This window comes from Methanosarcina sp. A14 (assembly GCF_001729375.1).
GTDB classification, from domain to species: Archaea; Halobacteriota; Methanosarcinia; order Methanosarcinales; family Methanosarcinaceae; genus Methanosarcina; species Methanosarcina barkeri.
Map to the genome: position 1 here is coordinate 1 of NZ_LZPK01000210.1, position 17,439 is coordinate 17,439.

Annotated in this window: 13 protein-coding genes and 2 pseudogenes; 9 read left to right on the top strand and 6 right to left on the bottom strand. The window is 37.1% G+C overall.

Features of this window, described 5'->3' with window-relative positions; translation table 11 throughout:
• The coding region (ppsA, locus tag A9239_RS10645; RefSeq protein WP_069575295.1) for a phosphoenolpyruvate synthase at positions 1-2,395 on the bottom strand (2,395 nt) is incomplete at its 3' end.
• A 510-nt stretch (positions 2,396-2,905) separates the two neighbouring features.
• Here ppsA and A9239_RS10650 point away from each other — a divergent pair.
• Positions 2,906-3,813, top strand: a pseudogene (locus tag A9239_RS10650) (aldolase).
• A 159-nt stretch (positions 3,814-3,972) separates the two neighbouring features.
• Here A9239_RS10650 and glmM read toward each other — a convergent pair.
• Together glmM and A9239_RS10660 are read right to left on the bottom strand one after the other, a co-directional pair.
• Positions 3,973-5,349, bottom strand: a complete 1,377-nt coding sequence (glmM, locus tag A9239_RS10655; RefSeq protein ID WP_048116643.1) for a phosphoglucosamine mutase — start codon at positions 5,347-5,349, stop codon at positions 3,973-3,975.
• Between the two features lie 278 nt (positions 5,350-5,627).
• A complete protein-coding gene (locus A9239_RS10660; RefSeq protein WP_048116645.1) occupies positions 5,628-5,822 on the bottom strand; it encodes a YwbE family protein in 195 nt (64 codons plus the stop codon).
• A 96-nt stretch (positions 5,823-5,918) separates the two neighbouring features.
• Here A9239_RS10660 and A9239_RS10665 point away from each other — a divergent pair, with 96 nt between their 5' ends.
• Positions 5,919-6,212 (top strand): hypothetical protein, encoded by a 294-nt coding sequence (locus A9239_RS10665; RefSeq protein WP_048116647.1) that lies wholly within the window; start codon positions 5,919-5,921, stop codon positions 6,210-6,212.
• A gap of 269 nt (positions 6,213-6,481) precedes the next feature.
• Here the strand turns inward: A9239_RS10665 and A9239_RS10670 are convergent, their stop codons facing one another.
• Positions 6,482-7,285 carry a hypothetical protein gene (locus A9239_RS10670; protein WP_048116651.1) on the bottom strand — a complete coding sequence of 268 codons (804 nt, stop codon included), beginning with the start codon at positions 7,283-7,285 and terminating at the stop codon, positions 6,482-6,484.
• Between the two features lie 864 nt (positions 7,286-8,149).
• Here A9239_RS10670 and A9239_RS10675 point away from each other — a divergent pair.
• Positions 8,150-8,917, top strand: coding sequence for a hypothetical protein (locus A9239_RS10675; RefSeq protein WP_048116654.1), 768 nt, complete (start codon positions 8,150-8,152; stop codon positions 8,915-8,917).
• A gap of 328 nt (positions 8,918-9,245) precedes the next feature.
• Here the strand turns inward: A9239_RS10675 and A9239_RS10680 are convergent, their stop codons facing one another.
• Entirely contained in the window at positions 9,246-9,455 is a 210-nt protein-coding gene (locus A9239_RS10680; RefSeq protein ID WP_048116657.1) for a hypothetical protein, read from the bottom strand.
• Positions 9,456-9,614: 159 nt separating this feature from the next.
• Here A9239_RS10680 and A9239_RS10685 point away from each other — a divergent pair, with 159 nt between their 5' ends.
• A complete protein-coding gene (locus tag A9239_RS10685) occupies positions 9,615-9,833 on the top strand; it encodes a hypothetical protein (RefSeq protein WP_048157054.1) in 219 nt (72 codons plus the stop codon).
• A gap of 67 nt (positions 9,834-9,900) precedes the next feature.
• On the opposite strand, the pseudogene A9239_RS20480 reads toward A9239_RS10685, so the two are convergent.
• Positions 9,901-10,147, bottom strand: a pseudogene (locus A9239_RS20480) (IS630 family transposase); the annotation flags it as partial.
• Positions 10,148-10,316: 169 nt separating this feature from the next.
• On the opposite strand from A9239_RS20480, the gene A9239_RS10690 reads away from it, so the two are divergent.
• The 5 genes from A9239_RS10690 (at position 10,317) to A9239_RS10715 (ending at position 17,065) form a co-directional block, all read left to right on the top strand.
• Entirely contained in the window at positions 10,317-10,724 is a 408-nt protein-coding gene (locus A9239_RS10690; protein ID WP_048155800.1) for an inorganic diphosphatase, read from the top strand.
• A gap of 774 nt (positions 10,725-11,498) precedes the next feature.
• Complete coding sequence (locus A9239_RS10695; RefSeq protein WP_052712870.1) at positions 11,499-12,290, top strand: hypothetical protein; 792 nt, start codon at positions 11,499-11,501, stop codon at positions 12,288-12,290.
• Positions 12,291-13,031: 741 nt separating this feature from the next.
• Complete coding sequence (locus A9239_RS10700) at positions 13,032-14,177, top strand: TIGR04083 family peptide-modifying radical SAM enzyme (protein WP_048155797.1); 1,146 nt, start codon at positions 13,032-13,034, stop codon at positions 14,175-14,177.
• A 521-nt stretch (positions 14,178-14,698) separates the two neighbouring features.
• Entirely contained in the window at positions 14,699-15,220 is a 522-nt protein-coding gene (locus tag A9239_RS10710; protein ID WP_048116669.1) for a hypothetical protein, read from the top strand.
• 399 nt (positions 15,221-15,619) lie between these two features.
• Positions 15,620-17,065, top strand: a complete 1,446-nt coding sequence (locus A9239_RS10715) for a YncE family protein (protein WP_230629077.1) — start codon at positions 15,620-15,622, stop codon at positions 17,063-17,065.
• The last annotated feature ends 374 nt before the right edge of the window (positions 17,066-17,439 follow it).

The following is a 17,439-nucleotide window of genomic DNA, read 5'->3' on the forward strand; positions in this document are numbered from 1 at the left end:
CCGTTTCCAGAACTTTAAGGGTGACTTTCATAACCGAATCCGGATTAAGTGAAATAGAATCTATCCCCTGTTTTACCAGGAACTCTGCAATTTCTGGATAGTCACTGGGTGCCTGTCCACAGATCCCGCTATGCCTTCTATTCTGCTTTGCCCCCTGTACGGCCATTGCCATTATTTTTATAACACCTGGGTCCCTTTCATCGAATTCTGCAGTAAGAATTTCAGAGTCTCTGTCAACTCCGAGGGTTAGCTGGGTCAGGTCATTTGAGCCTATGGAGAAACCATCGAAATATTCACTGAATTCGTCAATTTGAAGGACATTATTTGGAATCTCACACATAACATAGATCTGCAACTCATTTTCTCCTCGCTTTAGCCCGTTTTTCTCCATTTCGGCAATTACTTTTTTAGCTTCTTCAACTGTCCTGCAGAAGGGAATCATAATAATGAGGTTTTTAAGCCCCATCTCTTCCCTGACTTTTTTCAGAGCCCTGCATTCAAGGGCAAAACCTTCCCTGTAACGCTCATTAAAGTACCTGGAAGCTCCCCTGAAACCCAGCATTGGATTATTTTCATCTATCTCAAAGTAGCTGCCCCCAAGCAGGCTTGCATACTCATTGCTTTTGAAGTCACTTGTACGGACTACAACATCCTTGGGATAAAAAGAAGCAGCAATGGTTCCGACGCCCTGAGCAAGCTTATCTACGAAATATTCTTCTTTGTTATCGGAGTTTTGGGTAAGTTCCTCGATTTCCTGAAGGACTTTAGAGTCTTTGACCTTTTCAGGATGCACTAGAGCCATTGGATGGATCTTGATATAGTTTGAGATGATGAATTCCTGCCTTGCAAGCCCGATTCCATCGTTTGGGATCATGGAAAGGCTAAACGCCTCATCAGGATTTCCAAGGTTCATCATAATTGCGGTTTTAGGGCGTCTTGTGTCTTTAAGGCTCAATGTATCTTTGTGGAAAGGAAGAATTCCCTCATACACAAGTCCATCTTCACCTTCCGCACAACTTACGGTAATTTCCTTACCTGCCTTGAGAACTTCTGTTGCGTTTACTGTCCCTACAACTGCCGGAATTCCAAGTTCCCGGCTAACAATTGCAGCATGGGAAGTTCTACCTCCCTGGTTCGTAACAATTGCAGCCGCTATTTTCATCACAGGCTCCCAGTCCGGAGTTGTGGAATCAGCAATCAGAATTTCTCCCTGTTTAAAAGAAGGCAGATCTGAAACATTAGGGATTACATGCGCTTTTCCAGCAGCAATTTTGTCTCCTATGCTCTTACCTTTTGCAAGGACATTAGATTTCTTTTCGAGCACATAAGTTTCCAGAATGTCTCTGCTTTTCTGAGATTGTACAGTTTCTGGTCTTGCCTGCACTACAAAGAGTTCACCTGTAGCCCCATCCTTTGCCCATTCGATATCCATGGGCATGAATTTCTTATATTTATTTGAGTAATAATCTTCAATGGTAATAGCATACCATGCAAGTTTAAGCACTTCTTCGTCACTGAGACAGAAACGACGTCTATCAGTCTCAGGAACGTTTACATTTCGGGTAAGCATTTTGGAGCCGCCTTGCCCATAGATCATCTTAATTTCTTTATCACCTAAATTCTTCTCGATAATCGGCTTATATCCTTTCCTGAAAGTTGGCTTGAAAACGTAGAACTCATCCGGATTAACCTGTCCCTGCACGATATTTTCTCCAAGCCCGTAAGAACCTGTAATGAAAACTACGTCCCTGAATCCGGTTTCCGTATCAAGAGTAAATATAACTCCGCTGGAAGCCAGATCAGATCTGACCATTTTCATTATCCCTATCGATAGTGCCACTTTAAAGTGATCAAAATGATTTATTACCCGATAGGAGATGGCTCTGTCAGTAAAAAGCGAGGCAATACAGCGTACGCAGGCATCTCGAAGCGCGGGATAACCCCTTATGTTCAGGAAAGATTCCTGCTGGCCGGCAAAAGAAGCAGTTGGAAGGTCTTCAGCCGTTGCTGAACTCCGCACGGCTACATCGGTATTTTCTCCATACTGCTCACATAGGCGGTCATACCCGGATTTAATTTCCTGCCAGAGGTCATCCGGAATTCCGGCCTCAAGGATCAGGTCCCTTGCAGCTTTTCCCCTTTTTGCAAGCTCTGACACATCTGAGGTGTCAAGCCCTTCCATTGTTTGTTTGAGTTTCTCCAGAATCCCGCCGGCTTTGAGGACATGCCAGTAAGCTTCAGCAGTAACTGAAAAACCATTCGGGATCTTTCCTCCCTTTGGAGTGAGTTCCCTGTACATCTCTCCAAGAGAGGCATTTTTTCCGCCTACAAGCGGAACATCTTCAATCGAAGTCTCATCAAACCAGCGTATGTACTTACTTTTGTTCTCAGACATTTCCCCGAAATCCCCTTAAAAGTATTTGATTTTCATAATAATTACAAAACGTGTCTAAGATCTCATACCTTATTTGGAACGTTCCCCCAAAACGTATATGATATTCTTGAATCAAGAGGCTCCATTTGCAATTTATGCGTCGATGATAAAAATGAATTTCTCCTATTCAGCCTGTTCTGATTTGAATAATACAAAAGTCAATGTGGCATGTTTAAAAGTTACAATAGTCTATCATAGTGTCCTATTCCGTTCAGGTTATTCTTACTGCCTGCGAAAAGTTGTAGCAGGTTATAAAATTTTTCTGGATAGGACTAGTGGCGGGTATACCCATTAACTTCTGATTTCCGGTGATGCCTTCATATGAACCCCCATTTTGCCCCGTTATAAGATTTATACAATTAAGTAATGCAATTGAATAATTATTCTAAAAATTACATTAAAATACTGTTATTTATATAATTGGATTTGCCTGGTTAACGAGAAAATCCAGAGCACAAAAGCTGGGGTTTTATGCATATGGATCTCGAAAAAGTACCGTTAGATGTCCCGAAAACAGAGAGAGCACATACCTGAAAAACTATATGTAGATTACTCGAGAAAGTGGGAAATTAATGCTATTTGCAGGAGACCAGAAAGTAGAACATTTAAATAATGATTTTTATGGGGAAGGAATACCTAAAGACGCTGCCAATCCAGAACATTTTTTCGAAATAGCATCAAAAGCAAAGATAGGGGTTTTTGCAACCCAGCTCGGGTTAATTGCACGTTATGGTATGGACTACAAAAATGTGCCCTATCTTGTGAAAATAAATTCGAAAACCAATCTCGTAAAAACTTCCCAAGCTGATCCTTTTAGCAATCTCTGGTACGATGTAGATCAGGTAGTCAAATTTAAAGAGAGTAGTGGGCTCAAGATCCTTGGAGTAGGTTACACTGTCTATCTTGGCAGTGAATTCGAAGCTGAGATGCTTATGCAGGCTGTCCAGGTGGTTTATAATGCCCACCAGCATGGAATGGTCTCAGTACTCTGGCTTTATCCTCGTGGCATTGCTGTAATAGATGAAAAAGATCCTCACTTAATCGCTGGCGCAACGGGTGTTGGAGCCTGCCTTGGCACCGACTTTGCAAAGGTTAACTATCCAGAAAAGGAAGGAGTAAATTCTGCTGAGGTTTTTAAGGAAGCTATTAAAGCAGCAGGGCGTACTAAAGTCGTTTGTGCAGGCGGTGCCAGTGACGAAGTTGATGATTTCTTGAAAAAGCTTCATGATCAGATCCACATCTCTGGAGCACTGGGAAGGGCAACAGGAAGAAATATCTACCAGAAGCCCCTTGACGAAGCTATCCGCATGTGTAATGCTATCTATGCCGTAACCATCGAGGATGTAACCGTTGAAGAAGCTCTGAAATTCAAAAAATAAGAGTAACTCTAAGAGTAACTCTAAGTTTGAGAACTGAAGATCAGTTGTGCCTATGGTTTTAACACTTTCTTTATTCCGTTAGGCCTACGTTTTTAATACTTCTTTATTTCATTAAACATTACTTATTAGCTTGGAAAGAGTTTCGTTAAATATTACTTATTAGCTTGGAGAAAGTTTATTTGCGAGTCGAGACCTTTTCTCTGCTCTTATTATCATGTCCAGGCCTTCCTGCATAAGTTCCTCTGCTCTTTTCTGATTTTTTGCTTCGGCAAAGATTCGGAAGATTGGTTCTGTGCCAGAGGGACGCATCAGAACCCAGCCGTCTTTATACCATATTTTAACTCCATCAGATGTGTCGATTTTGTGCCCAAGTCCTGACGCTTTATTTTTCACGATTTCCATAATAGCATGCTCATTTTTAGCAGGCACTTTGGTCTTTTCGTTAAAGTAGTGAGGTACACTTTTTTCAAGATCGGAAAGCTTTTTTCCACTTGCCAGGATTTCAAGGACCTTGGCACAACCCATTGCTCCGTCTCTGCAGTATTGGTGTTTGGGGAAGATAAGACCTCCATTACCCTCGCCTCCGAAGACTGCATTTACTTCCATCATCTTTCGGACAACGTTTATGGAGCCTACAGCAGTCCAGTATAGTTCGACACCTTCCTCTTCTGCGACATCGACCATTCGCTGAGAAGAACTAACGGGGGTCACTAAAGGACCTTTTTCATGTTTAACCATATATTTTGCTATCATAGCAAGCAGAACGTCATCGTTTACGAACTGCCCATTTTCGTCCACGAATACTACTCTATCCGCATCTCCATCTTGAGCTACTCCCAAATCAGAGCCTGTCATTTTTACAAGATTAGTAAGTTCGGTCAGGGCTTCAGGTAAGGGTTCGGGATTTCTCCATGGGAATGTTCCATCAAGCTGGGCTTCAAGGGTTAAGACCTGACAGCCCAGTTCCTTGAGTAGGAAAGGAAGAGTAAGGGAACCTGCTCCACAGCCTGTGTCTGTAACCACTTTGAACTTATGGCTGCGGATAGCTTCGGCATTTACAGATTTAATAATATTTCTTACGTAATATTCATTGACTCCAGGATCGATTCTGAAGCTGCCGGTTTTTTCCCAGGATACAATGGAATATTTTCCGGAACGATAGATTTTCTCTATATCTTTTTCTGCGTCTCTTGAAAACTCCGAGCCATCTCCTGCAATAAACTTGATCCCGTTATATTGTCTGGGATTATGGGACGCAGTTACAATGATTCCGGCATCTGCGAAGTCGCGTACATAATACAGGATAGCAGGAGTAGGGACTATCCCTACATCGATTACACTCAGGCCTGTCGAAAGAGCTCCGGCAATTGCGGCAGACTTCAGCATCTGGCCCGATATTCGAGTGTCACACCCTATGGCAACAGTGCCTTTAGACTTCATATATGTACCAAGGCATCTGGCTAAATTGACTGCCAGTTCAGGAGTTATATATTCATTGGCGATACCTCGTACGCCGTTTGTTCCGAATAATACCATTTAAATCTCCCCCACTAGATTTAAGCATAAATTGCACTGTTCTGGAAAGTTAATCCCTATTAGATGAGTTTTTGTATGTTTTGTAGAAATTCATAAGTTAGATTTTTACATTTTTTCTATACTTTTTATACTCATTATCTTATAAAATAACTCATTATATACTCCTTCAATAAGTCGATTTGAAAAAGGCACTTAGAAAATTATAAAATGAGACTTCTATATCGAGATTGGAAAGCTCGATATCGGGAAGCAAAGACTTATAATTTGTCCTGTAGTTTTCAATAAATTTCCTTGACTCTTCCAACCTGACCATCTGTTAACTGCACTTTTATTCCGTGTGGATGAGTTGAAGAGTTGGTTAAAATTCTTTTCACAATACCTCGGGTAATTTTTCCGGTTCTCTGGTCTGCTTTTAAAACAATTCCTACATTCAGCCCTTCTTTAATATTTGCTCTGACAGTACCGTTGTTCATGGCAGAAGGTAAATCTGGAGTTATATAAAGGTGTACGTTTGAAAAAATAAATTTGAATTTAAAAAGTACAACCTTACTATTGTATCCTGGTCGTTCTTGTCCCGCTCGCGGAGCGAAGCGGCTTTTCTTAGTGAAAAACGAACAAAACAAGAAATGATCTGGTGTGTTGGTGCTCTGTTTGCTTTTGCGGATTCGATTGAAGCAAAAGTCACAGCGGCAAGAGAAAAAACGGAAAAACTAAGGCAGTCCATTCTTGAAAAAGCATTTTCCGGTCAACTTGTTGAGACAGAGGCTGAAATTGCAAGAAGAGAAGGCAGGGATTATGAGACGGCGGAGGTTTTGCTTGAGAGGATAAAAGCAGAGAAAGGGAATAAAAAGAAAAAACGATAATATTGCTGCTTTTTCGGATTTAATTTATTTCTTCCTTTTTTCTTCGGAAAGGCCGCCCGCTTCGCGGTCGTTGAGTATTCGGGGACCTAAAAAGCTATACATATCTGCGGTTCAAAAACTCAAAATTAAATGTTTTCTAAACTCTGGTTGCCAGAGTTTCTAAGATATTAAAAAATACAGCCAGTAATTTTATGCTCAGACTCATATTCATAATCATGTTCAGAATCATTTACTTGTAGAGACAGAGGCTGAGATTACAAATTTCTGGCTTACACCTTATGAAAAATTCGGGATATTATATAACCATAAACTATGGAATCACCGAGAATTTCGAACATGTGGTATGGAGCGACCTGGCTGAATGCATTTGCCTGTGTGAGGCTTGAAAGGAGCGGTATGAAGGCGCCTGGAATAAATAGTAGAGTTGCAGCCACTTTGAAATTCAGGTTCTTCTGCTTTTTCAGGCTGGCAAAAACTGCTGCAAGGACAATGGCATATATTGCGCCTCTCACTAGCTCAAGCGGGAACATAAGTGAGAAAGAGGGGACTGAAAGGCCATTCTGAGGGTTTGTGTATATGGGGATTACGAAAGGTGATATGATGAGACCGAATGTTAGGTACACTGGAAAATAGACAAGGGATGCGGCTATAATACGCAGTACATAATGGTCATTTGTTTTTACGTGTTCACGGATGTCATTTATCAGAGTTATGTTGCCTTCAGGTTTGAGAATATAGATTGCAAGAGCCGTTTGGATTAAGGTGGTCAATAACGAAACTATGATGGCGGCTACCAGAGTAAAAGTTGTATTGAATACATCTGTGAAGAAGTATGCCTCAATGAAGTTGTTAAGGCTCGCGACAACAAACAGCGTAATGCATGTCAGAAAGTACGCGTCCCTTTTCCTGAGGTTGAGTTTAGGTATAAACCATGTAAAGTAAAATGCGAGAATTATTGAACTTAATATAGCAATCGTGAATGTTTCCCTATTAATATTGCCTTTTGTAATTAAGTGCTGAATACAGGCTATGGCCGCAAAAGCAATTGATAGGATTATGACTTTTTTGTCCATAATATGCTTCTTCCCGATGCTCCTTTTATTACTTTCTGGTGCATCGATTCCAGATTACATCCATAAACCCAAACTTCAAAATCCGTATACGATTAACAAATTACTCACAAAATAATGGATCTACGTGAGAATCGAAGCACTAAACTTATCGATATATTTGCTGATTTGTCATATAAAAGTGGTAACTCTATGAAATTACTTTTTAGATATAAGCGGTAGAGAAAAAAGAAAAACTATGTCAGTCCATTCTTAAAAAGGTTTTTTCTGGGGAGCTTATAGAAACAGAGGTTGAGATTGCCAGAAAGGAAGGCAGAGATTATGAAAACGCGGGGTTTTGGACTCTGGTCCAAAATCCAGTGATTTTTGTATTTTTTGATTGAAAATCTGAATTAGCAAGAAAAATCTGGTTTTCATTAAAATCAATATTCGATATCTAAAGACCTCAACCCCAAAGTTGTATTACAAGGATTGTGACCAATTACAAAATCTAGTGATTTTGAATTTTACATTCATCACTAGATTTTGGTACTGAGTCGGGTTTTACTTGAAAGGATAAAGAAAAAGAGATAAAAGCGGGAAGAAACGATAATATTAATGTCTTTTTTGCGTCCTGTCTTTTTTAATACTTTTTTAATTAAATATAATCCAATTCAACTCAGTTATACTCTGAACCAGAATTAAAAATTATAAATAAAGAGTATTTATTTAATAACTTTACTAAATATATTAAAATTTGACCAATGATACATTTATATCTAAATATATCTAATTTCCTTATATAAAAGCCAGTAGACATACATTCATCAAAAGTACGAAGATATCTTATAAGGGTTCGATGCGCAATAGAAATAGGAGTTTTTTTCAATGGCGGAGATTCCTTCCCAAATATCTTTTTCGACGCTTATTTCTCACACTTTTCCTGGCGTATTTGCCTCTATTGGTATTTTTTTGATGCTTTATACACAGTTTTCAGACCCTATAAGTAACTTATTTTCTTTATTGCAAGAAAAGGATAACATTTGGGCATCTTTCATAGGGGCAGTTGGTAGTCTTATTTTCTTTGGAACCATTACAGGAATCATCATAGATGCTCTATCTCATGTGATCATAAAATTATTATATTATAACTTCTGTCCGGACAACCAATCGAAGGTTCAAATTGAAAATGCACTAGGTTCAATAGAAGAACTGATAAATATATTAATGTGGTTCCTAAAACTTGCTTTAAACATAATTGTATTTGTGGTTACGTTACCTTTTTATGGATGGGCAAAAAATAAGTGCCAGGAAATTGAGAGGAAGGAAAAATGTTTTTTCAAAGATAAGAAAAATAATAAAGCTAGTTGGTTTTATTACATGGGATTTCTATCTCTTGATAAGTTTAAATATATAGATGAAAATTATTATTGTTATCAAGAATGTATGTTTAATTTATCACTTTCTTTCTTATTTTCCTCAATAGCTTCTACTAAATTTTTAATTTTTTTAAAATATAATATAAAATTAGTCTTTATGATACAGATTTCTTTTATAATATTATTTTACATTTGCTTTAATTTAGGATTGTATTTTTTCATAACTTTGAGATTGAATCGAATAGAATTTATAAAAGGTGCTACAGGTTATTATTAATACGTAGAACAAGTGAAAAAAGAGCCGAAGATCTTGATATGTGAATTCAATCTCAAATTCTAAATAAGTTTTTCCGGTAAGTCTGTTGAGATAGAAACTAAGATTGCAAGAAGGAAAGGTAGGGATTAGTAGACGGCGGAGGTTTTACTTGAGAGAATAAAAGCAGAGAAAGGGAAAATAGAGAAAAAACGATACTATTGTTTCTTCCCACTTTCCGCAGATGTTCTATTAATTTTCACAATTTTTTCTGCTATCGTTTTTTCTGAAAACTTTTCAGTTGCTTGAACATATATTTTTGAAATCTCCTACAATTTTCGACCTTTTGCCTTCATTGAAAATTTCCAGCACACATTTCCGAAGCTTCAGTTGAGATGATAACTGCAGATTTTTCTAATAATTCTCCAAAAACGATAACAAGAAAAATGTTATTTTTTTGAAGACATTTGCGGAAGGTCGGTTCTTTTCTGGATTTAATTTTTTTCTTTTTTTCTTCGGAAAGGCCGCCCGCTTTGCGGTCGTTGAGTACTCGGGGATCCAAAAAACTATACATCTCTGCGGTTCAAAAACTAAAAATTAAATTTTTTTTAAACTCCGGTTGCCAGAATTTCTAAGATATTAAAAAATCCAGCCAGCAATTTTATTCTCAGAATCATGTCCATAATCATTTAATACATTGAATAATCATTCATTCTATTGAATGATCAACGAATTCAGTAAAGTTGTTGGAAACAAAATCCTGGGATGGTTTCTTTCTCATCCTACTGCTCCGGTGAACATAAATGAGCTTGCCCATGAACTTGAGATCTCATCCGGCAGCGTTAAGAGGTTCGTCGATTTGTTTTATAGAGTAAATTTAGTAAATATAAAAAAAGTTGGTGCAGTGAATATGTTTACTCTTAACAATTTCAGCTATTGAGTGTGTTTATGTTCAAATATAATGGTCTGATGCTGTTGATTTTTCAGTTTAACTGCAAGTCCCAACTTTCTGCTGTTAAAAAAGGATTTAATCTTCGACCAGATTTACATTTACGGCTAAACAAACCTTATTTTTCAGTTTTTTTATCCAACAATGAACTATTGAAAGGTGAACTAAAAAATCTCCTGCGACTTTAGCGGGATTCAAACTATTTTTAACCAGTAATACGGCTTGAAGTCCATCTGCTCATTTTTGTTGCAAGAATGACATATAGCTGTGGCAATATCAGAAGTAGTAAATATTTTCAAACATATTACTATATAAATATATCTACTTTATATATTAATGTTGCATTAAAGTAGAGGGTACTATAAGTAGAAATGTATAAAAGGAGAATAAAATCAAAGCTCGAATATATAGAAAAAGATAAAATACAGGAAGTTCTTAAAAGATCGTTTCCAACCACTGGCAGGACTATTTCTCATGAAAATTGTTATAGAGACCCCAAAATACAGTTTCTGGAAATATAATAAAACCGAAAAAGGCTATGAAAAGGCTTTCTTTTCCCCATTGCTCACAATTTTCAATTACGGCTTTGTAGAGGGAACGAAAAGCGCGGACGGCATGGAAGAAGATGTGGTAGTGCTGGGGCCCCACATGCCGAGAGGAAGTACACTTAAAAGGGACACTTTTGACGGTATTGTAAAATTTCTGGATGATTCGATAAGGGACGATAAGAAAATCGTATACATCAGCGGATTTCACTCTCCTGTCCTGCTTGCTTATTACTTCAGGCTTTATGCTCTTTTTAAGATCTTCCTGTATGCTTTCCGTGAGAGAAGAATTGCAACGTGCAGGTTTGAAGGAATTGAATTCCGAAAATTGCGCTGAACTTCTCGGACCCCTGGCGAATCTTGACTTAGCTAATCCTTACTTTTTATAGAGCCTATCCCAAAGCTACTTTATTCTTAGTGCCCGCAACGAAATAACCTATGCAACATAAAATTATGTTTGAAATAAATAGTTAAGCTTGTTTGCGAAAATACTTGAGTACAGTATAAAAACGTGTCTAAGTTATTTCGCTACGAGTACTTAATCGTTGGGAATTTTCAGAATTGTTTTCATGATCATGAGCTCGATTGATTATTCGAGATACAAGGCCCAGGAAGCAAATTTCGAGTTTTGGGATGAGCTCATAATATATTTGAGATTGCTTATTGAAATAATATCTTATGTGAGATTTGATGGAATGCAATATCAACTCTTCATTTACAAAAGAACCTAATTCAACAGATTCTGTTAATTAATACATTATGTTCTTACAAAAAACACATTGCATTGACACATTATTTAGAAGTAAAATGAAAAATGTCAAAAATCAATACACGCAAAAGATAAATTTGAATTGTCTAAAGAAAACTTGACTTGATTCTGTCAAACCTTTGTAATGTTTACTCAAACATCAAAATAGGTTATAATGTTTATAGCTCAATCCATGCCTTTATAAATATTATTTCGTAAGCTTAAATATCACTTAATGTCATAACCAATTTCATGCCAGATAAAAAATGTTTTATTATTATGCCAATTACCACTCCTCTAGAATTAGTTTCCAACTTTAAAGATGATAGTAAACATTTCTTACATGTCATGGAGTGTTTATTTATGCCTGCAATCGAAAAAGCTGGATTTGAACCAATTTTACCAATTACTCAAGGTTCAGAAATTATTCAAGGTCATATTATTTCTAACATTGAATCTTCAGACCTAGTCTTATGTGACATGTCTATCCATAATCCAAATGTCTTTTTTGAATTAGGAATTAGAACTGCTTTAAATAAGCCTGTCTGCTTAGTCAAGGATGACATTACAGAGAAAGTACCTTTCGATACTGCTGTTATAAACTACCATACATATTCGCACGATCTATCAAGTTGGATTGTAAAGCAGGAGATTGAAAGATTAGTAAACCACATTAACGAAAGTTTCAGTAAAAGTGGCAACTGCAATTCATTATGGAAATACCTTGGTTTTAAGTCGTTTGCAACACCACCAGAAAGATTAAGCGGCGATTCTGAAAAACTTGAGTATTTAATTATGCAAATTGATGCAATGAGGAAACAATTAAATGAATCATCAATTAAACCAATTTACGAATTACCTAGAGAAACGGCTTATACTCTTTATGAAGGAAGACCTCAAAACGTTGCTTTAGAAGAATTTGAAGACGCAGAGATTACTGTAGACTATGCACAAAAATTACTTTTAAAATATGGAGCGTCGATAATCAAATGGTATCTGAATAAGGGAGATTCAAATCTTAGAGGCCATATATCCATTTACTACAGAGGCACTAATAAAGGGATAATTCCTAAAGATATTATTAAAAAGCTCAGTGATTTTTCTGCTCAGTATGGATTTTCGATTGAAATGTTATATCAGACATCACTGTTATAATGCAAAATCAAGTGCGTTAAACGTCATTGTTGTAATTTTAATTTTAGAAAATTATGAGTTTGCTGCTATTGTTTTTGTATATCAAGTGTACAAATTCTATAGATCTACTTTTTAAACATCATTCTATATTCAGCAGGTCGACATTTAATTTTTAGTAATTTTTGATGATGGCGATTTTAAAATAAGATCTAATAATTGTGTGGAGTTTTAAGGCTTACAATGACCAAATATTAATTTCTTGTACTAAACTTTAATAATAGCTGATCCCAAAACTCAAAATTATTTCTCTTAATGTCGGATCCCGATTTTCTAATCACGAAAATAGTTTTGAAGTTTTACTAATTTGAGAGTAAAGTTGGTTTTGGGATAGATTTTAAAATAATATTTTAGTGGTTATAGATTTAGTGAGAGTCAAGCCGCAAGTTAAAAATTTTAAATTTTATAAATAGTGATTCATATCCTAATAATGGCATCGGAAAAATATTTTAATTTTTAATGTTACCCGCCGAAAGTAGAATCATGGTTTAAACTTACATATTAAGCATTTAACGGTTTAATGCTACCGTTTCTTAGTCAAATGTATGAGTCCGCTCCCAGTTGTAGGATCAAGTTTAATTTCAATACACGCTCTAAGAAACTAGATAACTATAGTATATAATAAAGTTATTCGATCTTAGTTTTCTCGTAAAACTTAGAAAAATACTAATAATTTAAAGAAGCTTAAAAAAAAGGTGCTTTAAAATGCCTTTTCATGTGATGCTTATCCCGACCCTTGGTTGTCCTGCTAACTGCAGCTACTGCTGGAGTTCCGAAGAAAAGTCCCCGATAATGAGTATTGAAACTATAAAAGAAGTGGTTGAGTGGCTTAAAACTTTTAGAGGAGATGCTGTAACTTTCACTTTCCACGGTGGAGAACCACTCCTGGCAGGAGCAGAATTTTATCGGGAAGCATTGCCTCTTCTGGTTGAAGGTTTGAGTTCCAGGAAAATCGCGTTTGCAATACAGACAAACCTCTGGAAAATGACCCCTGAGATAGCCGAAATTTTTGCGGAATACGGGGTTCCGATAGGTTCCAGCCTGGATGGTCCAAAGGAACTTAATGACCTGCAGAGGGGAAAAGGATACTACGATAAAACCATGAGAGGCTATGAAATTGCCAGGGAACATGGGCTTAATGTGAGGTTCATTACCACTTTCACTTCTCATTCCGTAAAACAAAAGGAAGAAATTTTTAATTTTTATCTTGAGAAAGGATTGACACTCAAACTCCACCCCTGCCTGCCTTCTTTAAAAGGTGACAATCCTGATAAATGGACTCTTGCTCCTGAAGAGTACGGAGAATTATTAATCTATCTTCTGGATAAATATCTGGAAAACCTGGGCCGGATTGACGTTATGAACATCGATCAGCTGTGCAAATGCGTATTCACAGGCAGGGGAACGGTCTGCACCTATGTTGACTGTATGGGAGATACCTTTGCAGTCGGCCCTGAAGGAAACATATATCCCTGTTATCGCTTTGTTGGGATGCCTGAATATGTTATGGGCAATGTTTATGACCGTCCGACAATGGCAGACCTTGCCCAGTCCGAAGCCTGGAAGCAGATGCACCGGTATAAAGAATATGTGGACACTGCATGCAACAAATGCGCCCATATCAAATATTGCAGAGGTGGATGCCCGTACAACGCAATAGTGCCCACGAATGGTGAGATTAAGGGTGTAGATCCTCACTGCACCGCCTACAAGATGATTTTTGATGAAATAAACAAGCGTGTCAATGAGGAAATGTTCGGTGGATCCTCAGGAATGGACAATATGTTTATGCCCCAGGCAATGAAACCTTCAAAACCAGGAATAATGTCTCTCATGCTTAAGAAACTCTGAAAAAAACTCAAAACATATGGAATCTATGAACTGATCACACTTTTAATTGCCAGTATTTTCGAGATCTATAGCTGGAAAATATATCTATTATATATATATTTAATTTTTGAGCTGTTGAAAAAAATTAAAAAAAGCAGTAAACAAATCGAATACAGGGCAACTTAAAGGAAAGAACAACTGAAAAATAACTTTGCTTTTCCGAGTATTTTGATTATTTTTTTCAATCGGTATATCAGGGATCTGTAGTTTTATTCCTGTGCTTTTTTCTTTTACTGTTAGGGACCTGAAATCCATGTTACCTGTATGTTGTTAGATAATTGACTCGACACTAGGGGGCAAAAAAGATTTATAAACATGAACAGGTATCTCATAAAAAATATTGCAACTTTATATAAGCTAAAATAAAAAAGAAGACTTTATATAAGCTAAAATAAAAAAGAAGACTTTATGTAAGCTAAAATAAAAAAGAAGACTTTATGTAAGCTAAAATAAAAAAGAAGATAATTTTAGCGGTGTTATGAATGGAAAATAATTTAAAAATTGTAGCAATGCTTCTTGTTGTTGCTACTGTTGTCTTTGCAGCCGGCTGTTCCGAAAAGACAACAAATCAGGGAAACGAAAATTCAGGAAATGAAGTTTCAGGGAATGAAACCTCAGATGTTTCAAACCAGACCACTCCAGCAGTATCAGCAACGACTTCACCTGTTGGAAATGTAACCGAAAATGCCAACGAAACTGTTACGGAAGATAATAACACTGAAAAAACTGAAAATATAACAAAGCCTGTAATCAGGAAATCAACTTACGTAGCTCCGCATGAACCAAGTTCAGAGGCAAACCAGATAACTTATACTGTATATAACAACAGTGAAAATAATACACCAGCTGTTTCAAATCAGGGTACTCTGAAGATTATATCAAGTGGAACAAACACAACTACAGAAAATACAACTCAGGAAAACACGACTGCAACCAGTGATCTCCTGCGAAAACAGAAGATAGCTCAGAATCACACATCTACTAATGGAACTGTAAGTGTCTGAACTACAAGCAACATACTAAAGCATCGTTAATAGCAGTGGAAAGAATTGTTGAACAAGTAAGAGCCTATTCGATAGGCGTTGTGAACCACTCTATTTTTTATAATTTTTTATAATTTTTTATATTATAATGGGTAATTTGCATAATAGGGACGATACCGGATGTATATAGATCTATTATGACTTTTACGATACGTCGTTATTGATTTTTCTCACAGGCCCTTATGTAAAGGATAATGTAATTTTTCCATTTTTATATTTTCTCTTGAAATTATTTCGTCTTTTAATATGTTTTATATCCTAAAGTTAACTTAAATTAAAGAAAATTTGGAAAAATATCTTAAGTCTAGACTTTTTGGTAATGGCTCTATATGAAAGACGAAAATTTCTTGGGGATAAAAGATGGAAAGTAAAACTGTATCAACAATACTGGTTACCGCTTTTTTGATTCCACTTTCATCTATGACAACGCTTAACAAAGTACGTAGACAACATACTCTCATAAGAGCTTTTGGAATAACGGCACTTGCGATTTTAGTACTGGTGGGAGTGGTAGGTGCAGCTCCATTTGCATATGTGACGAGTATAGGAATCGACACTGGAACTGTCTTTGTAATTGACACAGCAACTGACAATCTTACAGCCGTGGTGCCTGTAGAAGGCTGGGCTGGAGAAGCTGCAATCAATCCTGCAGGAACAAAGGTATATGTGACGGACTCATCAGGATTCAGTACCAATATCTTTGTAATTGACACAGCGACAAATAAGGTTGATGCAGTAGTAGATGTTGGAGGGTATCCAGTAGGAGTTGCGGTTAACCCAAAAGGGTCAAGGGTTTATGTGACGAAACGCTACAGTAGAGTGGATGATGACAGCAACAATGTTTCTGTAATTAACACAGTAATTGGCTCATCCACAAACACTGTAATGGACCCGGTTAATTTGGGGCTGAGTACTTATAACATTGCATTCTCACCAGATGGAAAAAAAATCTATGCTACGAACAATCGCAACAATACTACTTCTGTGATTGATGCTACTACAAACAAAATCATAGCCTCTGTGCCTGTAGGGGACTATCCGACTGATATTGCAGTCAGTCCAGATGGAAATCAGGTGTATGTGATTAATTCAGGCAGCAACACTATTTCTATAATTGATACAGCTATAAACAATGTTATAGGAAATGTGTCTGTAGGGGATGGGCCCAGTGATATTGCAGTCAGTCCCGATGGAACGAACGTCTACGTGACAAATTGGCGAAGTGACAATGTTTCTGTAATTAACGCAGCAACAAATACTGTTACAGCTACAATATCTGTAGGATCAACTCCTTTTGGAGTTGCAGTCACCTCAGATGGAAAAAAGGTATATGTGGCAAACTCTGCCGTCTACTCCAGTGACTACGAAGGTAATGTCTCTGTAATTGACGCAGCCACAAACAAAGTTACAGCAACTGTGAATACAGGAAAATATACTATGAACTGCCCTACTGGAATTGTCATAGGGCCATCTATAAGTTCTGACATGACTGATCAAAAAATAAAGGTAACCTCTTATGAAACTGGCCAGAGTACAATGGCGACTTTAAATGCAACTGGAGATCTCGGAGTTAAAGAAACGAATTTATCATCATCAGAAGAAAAAAATGCTGTCAAATTCAATAATTCAAACAGTGAGAGTATTAACGATAATAGTATTAACGATAATAGTAACAATAATTTTGAGTCTGATAGTGCTAATGGCTCAGATGGAAACGAATCGAGCAAAAGTAACTCTATTCCAGGCTTCGGATTATTTGCCGGTTTGGTCTGCCTGTATGCAGGACAGAAACTCAGGAAGAAGTAATGTGAGACTTAGATAATCGAAGTCGCTAGCAACTTGTACCTCAACCGCATAAGTTCTATCCTTTATTACTACGGGAGCGCAGAGGTTCACTTCATCCCCATTCTTTAGATTGAGGATGAAGTGAACCCTCGCCTCTTTTTGGTTTCGTTTAAACCTCTGTACCGTTGCTTCTTTGTAAAGTAGGTTTCTTAGTCTCATGGTTACAGAAGTTGGTAATGAAACTCTGCATCAAGAAAGTCTTGTAAATGGATACTTAACTATTCCCCAGAAACCGGGCGGGCGGCCCGAAGCATACCCCATCCTTTACAGGCTGTCCGACAATTACTTTCGGTAATAAACAAATTCCTTCTTTTTTGATTTAAAGGTCTTATTTG

Excerpts from the sequence above, each read along its gene's own strand:
- glmM (WP_048116643.1), bottom strand. The coding sequence starts at position 5,349 with ATGGTATTATTCGGAACAAACGGCGTACGAGGTATCGCCAATGAATAT.
- A9239_RS10660 (WP_048116645.1), bottom strand. The coding sequence starts at position 5,822 with ATGAACAACGGTACTGTCAGAGCAAATATTAAAGAAGGGCTGAATGTA.
- A9239_RS10670 (WP_048116651.1), bottom strand. The coding sequence starts at position 7,285 with ATGGACAAAAAAGTCATAATCCTATCAATTGCTTTTGCGGCCATAGCC.
- A9239_RS10675 (WP_048116654.1), top strand. The coding sequence starts at position 8,150 with ATGGCGGAGATTCCTTCCCAAATATCTTTTTCGACGCTTATTTCTCAC.
- A9239_RS10685 (WP_048157054.1), top strand. The coding sequence starts at position 9,615 with ATGATCAACGAATTCAGTAAAGTTGTTGGAAACAAAATCCTGGGATGG.
- A9239_RS10690 (WP_048155800.1), top strand. The coding sequence starts at position 10,317 with ATGAAAATTGTTATAGAGACCCCAAAATACAGTTTCTGGAAATATAAT.
- A9239_RS10695 (WP_052712870.1), top strand. The coding sequence starts at position 11,499 with ATGCCTGCAATCGAAAAAGCTGGATTTGAACCAATTTTACCAATTACT.
- A9239_RS10700 (WP_048155797.1), top strand. The coding sequence starts at position 13,032 with ATGCCTTTTCATGTGATGCTTATCCCGACCCTTGGTTGTCCTGCTAAC.
- A9239_RS10710 (WP_048116669.1), top strand. The coding sequence starts at position 14,699 with ATGGAAAATAATTTAAAAATTGTAGCAATGCTTCTTGTTGTTGCTACT.
- A9239_RS10715 (WP_230629077.1), top strand. The coding sequence starts at position 15,620 with ATGGAAAGTAAAACTGTATCAACAATACTGGTTACCGCTTTTTTGATT.